General features: G+C 39.4%; 1 protein-coding gene. It reads right to left on the bottom strand.

Translation table 11 applies throughout. The annotated features are described in order from the left end of the window. On the bottom strand, positions 1-588 hold a 588-nt coding region (gene bla, locus ACS8FD_RS19735; protein ID WP_439277114.1), incomplete at its 3' end, for a class A beta-lactamase. Between the last annotated feature and the right edge of the window lie 173 nt (positions 589-761).

Consider the following 761-nt stretch of genomic DNA (forward strand, 5'->3'; position numbering starts at 1 on the left):
TAACTTTTCAAGTGTCGCGATCATTGCTATTGGTGTGGTGGTATCTCTTTTATCCTTAGGTTTTGCTTCATTCAGTTCGGTTTCCCAGCGATCAAGTCGCGTTTTATCATCACCAATGGAACGCAAAAACTGAGTGAGAGACTGAGGTCCGCCGATGGCTTGCAAAATAAAATTAGCCGCTGAATTGTCACTGGTTGACAGCGTTGCCTGACACAACGCTTCAAGAGACATACCTTTCTTGCCTACCTGATTTTCTGTGACAGGAGAGTACGTAACCAGATTGCTTTTAGAGAACCTTACGATTCTATCTATTTTTTCTTGGCCCATATCAACGTTATGAAGGACATTAGCACAAGCGAGAGTTTTAAAGGTACTACTCAAAGGAAAACGTTCATCAGCTTTATACTCCCAGCGTTGTTCGGTCTCTAAATCGTGCACAGCTAGACCGATACGAGCATCTAATTCATTTTCAGCATTTTTGATAGCATCAATCAATGAGTCTGCTGCACTGCTAGGTAATGATAGTGTAAGACAAAAAATAGCGAGCAGTGTGCTAAAAATTTTAGTCTTGCTTTGACGTAAGTACATGATGATTAGAAATTCCGTTTTAGTCTATTTTTTGTATATGGTTTTCTATACATAGCACAATTTACCTGAGGCTGTGAGACATTCAACCAAGCAGCCTTACATTCTTTTTGAAGTATCTAAACTATGTACATAATGTGAAAAAAATTCGCCTACAATACCATCGCTGCAATCCA

This window comes from Psychrobacter sp. 1U2 (genome assembly GCF_051847575.1).